Annotated in this window: 9 protein-coding genes; 6 read left to right on the top strand and 3 right to left on the bottom strand. The window is 65.8% G+C overall.

The features are described 5' to 3' along the window. Position 1: 1 nt before the first annotated feature. Positions 2-1,282, bottom strand: coding sequence for a YihY family inner membrane protein (locus tag ABWP92_RS15325; RefSeq protein WP_353236264.1), 1,281 nt, complete (start codon positions 1,280-1,282; stop codon positions 2-4). A 170-nt stretch (positions 1,283-1,452) separates the two neighbouring features. Here ABWP92_RS15325 and ABWP92_RS15320 point away from each other — a divergent pair, with 170 nt between their 5' ends. Together ABWP92_RS15320 and ABWP92_RS15315 are read left to right on the top strand one after the other, a co-directional pair. After that, on the top strand, positions 1,453-1,902 hold the full coding sequence (locus ABWP92_RS15320) for a DUF2069 domain-containing protein (protein WP_353236263.1): 450 nt from the start codon (positions 1,453-1,455) through the stop codon (positions 1,900-1,902). A 56-nt stretch (positions 1,903-1,958) separates the two neighbouring features. Further along, positions 1,959-3,389, top strand: a complete 1,431-nt coding sequence (locus tag ABWP92_RS15315; protein ID WP_353236262.1) for an FAD-binding oxidoreductase — start codon at positions 1,959-1,961, stop codon at positions 3,387-3,389. A gap of 10 nt (positions 3,390-3,399) precedes the next feature. Here ABWP92_RS15315 and ABWP92_RS15310 read toward each other — a convergent pair whose 3' ends face one another. Next, positions 3,400-4,077, bottom strand: coding sequence for an Ivy family c-type lysozyme inhibitor (locus ABWP92_RS15310; RefSeq protein ID WP_353236261.1), 678 nt, complete (start codon positions 4,075-4,077; stop codon positions 3,400-3,402). Positions 4,078-4,343: 266 nt separating this feature from the next. Here ABWP92_RS15310 and ABWP92_RS15305 point away from each other — a divergent pair, with 266 nt between their 5' ends. Next, positions 4,344-5,156, top strand: a complete 813-nt coding sequence (locus tag ABWP92_RS15305; RefSeq protein WP_353236260.1) for a thymidylate synthase — start codon at positions 4,344-4,346, stop codon at positions 5,154-5,156. A gap of 46 nt (positions 5,157-5,202) precedes the next feature. Next, entirely contained in the window at positions 5,203-5,697 is a 495-nt protein-coding gene (locus tag ABWP92_RS15300) for a dihydrofolate reductase (protein WP_353236259.1), read from the top strand. An 84-nt stretch (positions 5,698-5,781) separates the two neighbouring features. On the opposite strand, the gene ABWP92_RS15295 is transcribed toward ABWP92_RS15300, so the two are convergent. Then, positions 5,782-5,985 carry a hypothetical protein gene (locus tag ABWP92_RS15295; RefSeq protein ID WP_353236258.1) on the bottom strand — a complete coding sequence of 68 codons (204 nt, stop codon included), beginning with the start codon at positions 5,983-5,985 and terminating at the stop codon, positions 5,782-5,784. A gap of 72 nt (positions 5,986-6,057) precedes the next feature. Between ABWP92_RS15295 and ABWP92_RS15290 the strand changes: the two genes are divergently transcribed. Next, a complete protein-coding gene (locus tag ABWP92_RS15290; RefSeq protein ID WP_353236257.1) occupies positions 6,058-6,951 on the top strand; it encodes a LysR family transcriptional regulator in 894 nt (297 codons plus the stop codon). Between the two features lie 163 nt (positions 6,952-7,114). Continuing rightward, the coding region (gene xth, locus ABWP92_RS15285; protein ID WP_353236256.1) for an exodeoxyribonuclease III at positions 7,115-7,863 on the top strand (749 nt) is incomplete at its 3' end.

Here is a 7,863-nt window from a genome sequence, read left to right as displayed (position 1 = left end):
CTCAGGGCTGAGGCCGCGCCTGCGCCGCACTCCCGCGCGGCAGCACGTCGGCGAGCTTGATCACCTCCATGCCCGTGTTGTGCCAGAAGCGCTCGAGCGACTCCGTCCGCCCGATCAGCAGTCCGTCCACCAGCGGCTGAAGCGGCGTGCGCGCCGGGTCCGCCACCAGCACGTAACGCGCATCCGCTCTGCCCTGTGCTCCGGGCGCGGATTCGTTGACCTGCACGATCCAGTCCAGGCTGGTGATGGCTTCCAGCACCGGCTCCAGCTGCAGCGCATCGACCTGCATGGCATGCGCCAGTTGCGTCGCGGTGAGCCCGTGGCGGCCGCTCTCCTGCACGGCCTTCAGATGCTGCAGCAGCTCGACGGCGAGCAGGAAATTCCAGCCCTTGCCGTCGGAGCGGCGCGCCACGCCGGCGATCAGGCTGGGCAGGTACGCGGCCACCACCGCGCCCAGCAGCACGATGACCCATGCCATGTAGATCCACAGCAGCAGAATCGGCAAGGTGGCGAAGGTACCGTACAGGACGGAATAGGTCGGCACGGAGGCCAGGTACATCCCCAGCACGCGCTTGGCCACTTCGATCCCGATCGAGACGAAGACGCCTCCGGCCCATGCGTAACGCCATGGCACCTGCACGTTGGGCACGTAGCGGTACAGCCCCGCCATGCCGCCCGCGAGCAGCGCGAACTCGATCGAGTCCAGAAAGAAACGGGTGGCATGCGGCAGCACCATGCCGAGGCTGCGCGATGCCGTGGAGGCCGCCCAGACCGTGAGCGTCAGGCTGATCGCCAGCACCAGCGGCCCGAGCGTGATCGCCGCCCAATAGATCAGCACGCGCTGTCCCAGCGGGCGCAGCTTTTGCACGCGCCAGATATTGTTGAGCGTGCGGTCGATGGTGAGGATCAGCATGAGCGCGGTGAGCATCAGGACCGAGAACCCCGCGGCCCCCAGCCCGCTGGCCTTGGCCGCGAACTGCGTCAGATAGTTGAGCACCGGGCGCGAGATGGTGTCGGGAATCAGGCTCTCGACCAGCCAGCGCTGCAGCAAGGTCTGCATCTGCGCGAAGATGGGAAATGCCGAAAACACGGCCAGCGCGACGGTAACGAACGGCACCAGCGCCAGCAGCGTGGTGAAGGTCAGGCTCGCCGCCGTGAGCCCCAGGCGGTCTTCCGCGTAGCGCTCGCGCAGCGTGTGCACTGTCGTGCGCCACGGAAACCGGGACAGGCCGTCCATCCAGGATTCCAGGCGTAAGCCAAGTTGCTGAAGGGACAAGGTCATGATGGATATGATGGATGGGTTGGATTCATGCGGCTTGCCAGGCGCGGCGCTTCGCCTGCCGCACCGGGACATGGATGCCGATATCCGAAGAGCCCGGTGTGCGGATGGCGGCCAACGCCGCGGCAGGCGCCCATCTTATCGAACCCGACCGAACACTGACCCAAGTCGCAATGACCGTTTCCTCACAAGAAGATCGCGCCTCCGGCCCGAACGCCCATGCCCTCGCGGCCCGAACGCAGGTGGTGGTCCAGGGCGACGTGGCGGCCACGCGCTGGCTGGCCGTCGGCAGCCTGCTCGGACTGATCATCCTGAGCCTGGCCTGGGAGCTGTGGCTCGCGCCGCTGCGCCCGGGAGGATCCTGGCTGGCGCTCAAGGCGCTGCCGCTTTGCATTCCCCTGGCTGGATTGCTCAAGCGCCGGATGTACACCTACCGCTGGGTCAGCCTCATGGTGTGGATATATTTCACCGAGGGCGTGGTTCGCGCATGGAGCGACCGTCCGCCGGGCAACTGGCTGGCCATGGTTGAAATCGCGCTGTGCCTGGCGCTATTCACCGCATGCGCGATGCACGTGCGGCTGCGCCAGCGATCGGCACGCGCCGCCAGGGCCGCCAGCGCCTGAGCGCCGCTCATCGCGCCCGGCATCCTCATCGTCCACAGCATTCACCGAGTATCCCGATGACCCATACAGCCTTTCTAGACCACCTGCGCCAGATCGTCGGCGCCAACCACGTGCTGACCGACGGCGACCTGACAGCCTGGGAGCAGGATTGGCGGCGGCGCAGCCGCGGCAAGGCGCTGGCCGTCGTGCGCCCGGGCTGCACGCAGGAAGTCGCGGACGTCGTGCGCGCCTGCGCGGCACAGCGCATCAGCATCGTCCCGCAGGGCGGCAACACCGGACTGTCGGTGGGCTCCACGCCGGACGAGAGCGGCACGCAGCTGGTGCTCAGCCTCACGCGCATGAATTCCGTACGGCACATCGACCACGACAACCTCACCATGACGGTGGATGCGGGCTGCATTCTCCAGAGCCTGCAGGAAACGGCGGACCGCGAGGGGTTGCTGTTTCCGCTCTCGCTGGCGGCAGAGGGCAGTTGCACCATCGGCGGCAACCTCGGCACCAACGCGGGCGGCACGCAAGTGGTGCGCTACGGCAACACGCGCGAGCTGTGCCTGGGTCTGGAAGTGGTGACCGCGCAGGGCGAAATCTGGGACGGCCTGAAAGGCCTGCGCAAGGACAATACCGGCTACGACCTGCGCGATCTTTTCATCGGCAGCGAGGGCACGCTGGGCGTGATCACCGGCGCGACGATGAAGCTCTACCCCAAGCCGGCCGCCCAGCTCACCGCCTGGGCCGCCGTGCCATCGATGAACGCCGCCGTGCGGCTGCTGGGCATGGCGCACAAGCAGTTGGGCGCGGGCCTGACCGGCTTTGAAGTGATGGGACAGTTCGCGCTCGGCTTCGTGGCGCGCCACATGCCCCAATTGCGCATTCCTTTCGCGGGCATGGAAGACGCGCCCTATTGCGTGCTGCTGGAGAACTCCGACAGTGAATCGGAGCAGCATGCGCGCGAGCGCTTCGAGCGCCTTCTCGAACTGGCGCTCGAGGACGGCTGCGTGCTGGACGCCGTGGTCGCCGAAAGCCTGGCGCAGGCCCATGAACTCTGGCACGTGCGCGAGAGTATCCCACTGGCCCAGGCCGAGGAAGGCCCGAACATCAAGCACGACATCTCGATCGCGGCCTCGCGCATTCCCGAGTACGTCGAATACACCGACGCCCTGCTGCGGCGCGAACTGCCGGGCGTGCGCATCGTTAACTTCGGCCATCTCGGAGACGGCAACCTGCATTACAACGTGCAGGCGCCCAGCGAGGGCGATCCCCATGCCTTCATGCGCGAGCATGAAGGCAGGGTCAATCACCTGGTGTATGAATCGGTCGCCCGCTTCGGCGGCTCGTTCTCCGCCGAGCACGGCGTGGGCGCGCTCAAGGTGGACAAGCTGCAGAAATACCAGTCGCCCGTCGCGCTGTCGATGATGCGGGCGATCAAGTCGGCGCTCGACCCGCAGGGCATCATGAATCCGGGTTGCATACTGCCGGTGTCCGGCTGAGCGCGGCCACCTACTTGCGTGCGGGAGCGGACGAGACGTTCCCGATCATCGTGCGGACCGATTCGGGCCAGGGGATCTCGCCTTCCGGCAGGTCGGTGTACGAGGTCTGCGTGCCCCGGCGCAGCGACCACACGCGCAAGCCGTTGCGGGCCGGATCGATCACGATGGCCGCGGCATCGATTCCCCCCTGGTGCTTGCGGTTGCCGACAATGCTCCAGACGTCCCCCTCCCTGGTCAGCGGCCCGCTGACCTCCAGGTTCTTGAGCACCATGGCGTAGCGGCTGTCCAGCAGCCGCTTGAGACGGTCGGCGAGCACGCCTTTCTCAAGATACTTGCCCGCATCGTGCGGATACTTTCCCAGCATGCTCTCCAGCGACTGGAGCTGTGCATCGCCCTCCCGGGCCACGTAGACCCTGCGAAACTCATTTCCCTTCACGGACAAGGCCGGCGCTCGCTCGGCAGCGGGCGGCACCGGCGCGGCGGCTGAAGCCGTTGCGGGAGCGGGACCAGGACCAGCAATGGGGCCGATGGCATCCCCGGCGGGATCAGGCGCCGCGGCGGATGCGGGCGCCCTCGCGGACTCCGGTGATTGCTTCGAATCGCAGCCCCCCAGGCCCAACGCCAGCGCCGCCGCTGCGCACAGGGAAAAACCAAGTTTCCAGCAGGCATCGTCGTGCTTCAATTTCACAATGCTTTCCTTTCAAGAGGCGCGGGGAATGTTCGGCCAGGCCCCGGCGCGGACGACAAAGCGCCATTGTCCCGCCTGGAGCCCGCCATTGCCTCGGCCCCGGGAGAGATATCCTGCGCAATTGTTTCCAATCGAAAAAAAGCGCATTCCACTCCCGCGTGCCAGGCACTCCCGACCGTGGCACACTAGAAGCTACCTTCATGTGCCCGGCTCCCCGGGACGGGAGGGTGAAGTCCAACGTATCCAGGCCCCCAATGAGTCCGAACATGCCCCCGCGCCCTGTGCGATCCCAGTACGAAGATTTCCTGCGCCACGTCCATGAAACGGGTGTGGCCAAGACGGACCGTACCGGCACGGGGACACGCAGCGTGTTTGGCCACCAGATGCGCTTTGATCTCTCGGAAGGCTTTCCGCTGGTCACCACCAAGAAGGTGCATCTCAAATCCATCATTCTCGAGCTGCTCTGGTTCCTGCGCGGCGACAGCAACGTGAAGTGGCTCCAGGAGCGCGGCTGCACCATCTGGGACGAATGGGCGGGCAAAGACGGCGACCTCGGCCCCGTCTACGGCGTGCAGTGGCGCAGCTGGCCGACACCCGACGGCGGCCACATCGACCAGATCGCCGAAGTCGTCCGCCAGCTCAAGACCAACCCGGACAGCCGCCGCATCATCGTGAGCGCATGGAACGTGGCCGATCTCACGAAGATGGCGCTCATGCCCTGCCATGCCTTCTTCCAGTTCTACGTGGCCGACGGCAAGCTCAGTTGCCAGCTCTACCAGCGCAGCGCCGACATCTTCCTGGGCGTGCCGTTCAACATCGCCAGCTACGCGCTGCTCACGCACATGCTGGCCCAGCAGTGCGACCTGCAAGTGGGCGACTTCGTCTGGACCGGCGGCGACTGCCACATCTACAACAACCACTTCGAGCAGGTCCAGACGCAATTGGCGCGCGCGCCGTTTGCCTATCCGACCCTGCACATCCGGCGCCGCCCGGACTCGATTTTTGCTTACGAATATGACGACTTCGAGGTGACCGGCTACGAACATCATCCCGCCATCAAGGCGCCCGTGGCCGTTTGAGACTATGTTGGGAGCTGTTGCCATGAGTACCCAAGGGACAAGCACCATGCAAATCAACCTGATCTACGCGCGCGCCGACAACGGCGTCATCGGCAAGGGTGGCGTCATGCCCTGGCATCTGCCCGAAGACCTGGCCCACTTCAAGCAGCTCACCCAGGGCCGCCCGGTCATCATGGGCCGCAAGACCTGGGACTCGCTGCCCGAGCGCTTTCGCCCGTTGCCCGGGCGCGTGAACATCGTCGTCACGCGCCAGGAAGTGTGGCAGGACGAAGGCGCCAAGCCCGCCACCAGCCTTGAGGATGCGCTGGCCATCGCCGCCCAGAGCGCCGACACCGTCTGGATCATGGGCGGCGCGCAGATCTACGAACAGGCGCTGCCGCTCGCGCAGCGCGTGGAAGTCACTGAAATCCACCGCTCCTTCGACGGCGACGTCCACGCCCCCCACCTCGGTTCCGAGTGGCGGGAGACGGCCCGCACCGATCACACCGGCGCAAACGGCCTGCCCTTCAGCTTCGTGACCTACGAGCGCGTGGCGGACTGACCGCGAGACAATGCCCCCGGCGCCTGCGGGCGCGAGATCAGGCAAAGGCTCCCGCGAGGAGCCTTTGTCGTTTCGTGGCCCCTCTCAACCGCCATTGGGAGGCACCCGGAAGTTGTCGGTGATCCGCTTCTCGGCACGCTCGAGCGCCTGCCCCGCACTCTCCATCCAGGAGCGAAAACGGCTGCTCCAGCCGCTGCGCGCGCGGGCTGGCCGCCGCGCCGCCGCGCCGGTTTCAGGCAAATGCATATGAGGTTCTTCCGGCTGCGGAACAGGCGTGTCGTTTTCCATGCAACCGCATGTTCAGGCCTGCTGTACCATCTGTAAAGTTGAATTAAATGAATATTCAGTTCATAAATACTGATGCGCAATATCAACCTCGACCAACTACAGACGCTCATCGCCATTGCCGACCTGGGCACCTTCGCGGCTGCGGCGCAGGCGCTTCACCTCGCGCCGCCCACCGTCAGCCTGCACATCAAGGAGCTGGAGTCGCGCATGCAGGCAGTCCTGGTGCTGCGCGGCAGGCGGCAGGCTGAACTCACCGCCGCCGGCGAAGCGCTGGTCCATGAAGGCCGCAAGCTGCTCTCGGCAAGCGACGATCTGATCGAACTGGTACGCCGGCGCGCGAGCGGCCGCGAAGGACTGGTCCGCGTGGGCGTCTCCGCTGGCGTCAGCACCCGCCTTCTGCCGATGATGCTGGAGATGCTGGCGCGGCGTAATCCAGGCGTCGAGGTCAGGCTGGAGGCCGTTGGCTCCGCCGATGCGATGAGGCGCCTGAGGGCGGCAACGCTGGACGTCGCCATTGTCGCCAGCCCTCAGCCGGTTGCCGCGGAGGTCGAGATGATTCCATGGCGCAACGATCCGATGATGGCCGTCGTCCCCACATCCTGGAACGCGCCGGCCCGCATCACGCCCGAATGGCTGGCCGACCGCCGCTGGGCCTCCTTCGCGCCGGCCACGCAGATGCACGGACTGATTTCCACATGGTTCGGACAGGCCGGCTTCAACCCGCGCCCCTATCTGGCCCTGAGCTACCCTGGCGCGCTGAAAAGCCTGGCGGCGGCAAGCCAGAGCGCCGCCATCCTGCCGTTCGAGGAAGTCGAAGAACTGGAGCACTCGCAAGACGTGGCGATCCGCCCGCTGCACCCCGCCCTCATGCGCCCGATGGCCATCGCCTTCAGAAGAGCGCCTGTCCCCCAAGCCGCCATCGCCTGCGTGGTGGGCGTGCTCTGCGAATTCGCCAATACGGGCTGACCGCCGCAAAGGACATGGCGTCCTGCCTACAATCGCCGCATGCAGGAGGCCCCCACGCGAAAGGGCTCCATGCCAAAGACGGCCCCAAGGCATATTGGCACGCCCGGGGCCATGCCGCCCGAGTCGGCCTCACTTCCACATTCAACGGACAACAGCTCAATCTATGCGCATAGCCACCTGGAACGTCAACTCCCTCTCCGTACGCCTTCAGCAGGTGCTCGACTGGCTCGAGGCCAATCCGGTGGACGTGATCGGACTGCAGGAACTCAAGCTCACCGACGACAAGTTTCCGCATGATGCCTTCGAGGCCGCCGGCTACCAGAGCGTCTGTTTTGGACAGAAAACCTACAACGGCGTGGCGCTCATCACGCGCAAGCCGGCGGACGAGGTGGTTCGCAACATCCCCGGCCACGACGACGAGCAGGCGCGCGTGATTGCCGGTACGGTGGAAACCGGCAGCGGCCCGCTGCGCGTGATCAACTGCTACTTCGTCAACGGCCAGGCCCCCGGCACCGACAAGTTCGCCTACAAGATGAAGTGGCTCGGCGCGCTGGAGAACTGGGTGCGCGCGGAAATGCAAAAGCATGAGCGCCTGATCGTCATGGGCGATTTCAACGTCGCCCCCGAAGACCGCGACTCGTACGATCCGGTGGGCCTGAAGGACACCATCCACCATACGGTGGAAGAGCGCACGCATTTCCAGAACCTGCTGGGCCTGGGCCTGACCGACACGTTCCGCATGTTCGAGCAGCCCGAGAAGAGCTACTCATGGTGGGATTACCGCATGCTGGGGTTCCAGAAGAACCGCGGGCTGCGCATCGACCATATCCTGGTGAGCGATGCGCTCAGGGCCAGCGTCAGCGCCTGCGCGGTCGACCGCGTGCCGCGCAAGAACAAGCAGCCCAGCGATCA

The organism is Diaphorobacter ruginosibacter (assembly GCF_040396215.1).
Classification (GTDB): domain Bacteria; phylum Pseudomonadota; class Gammaproteobacteria; order Burkholderiales; family Burkholderiaceae_C; genus Diaphorobacter_A; species Diaphorobacter_A ruginosibacter_A.
The sequence above is the reverse complement of the archived record's forward strand: the minus strand, read 5'-3'. Positions and strand labels throughout refer to the sequence as shown.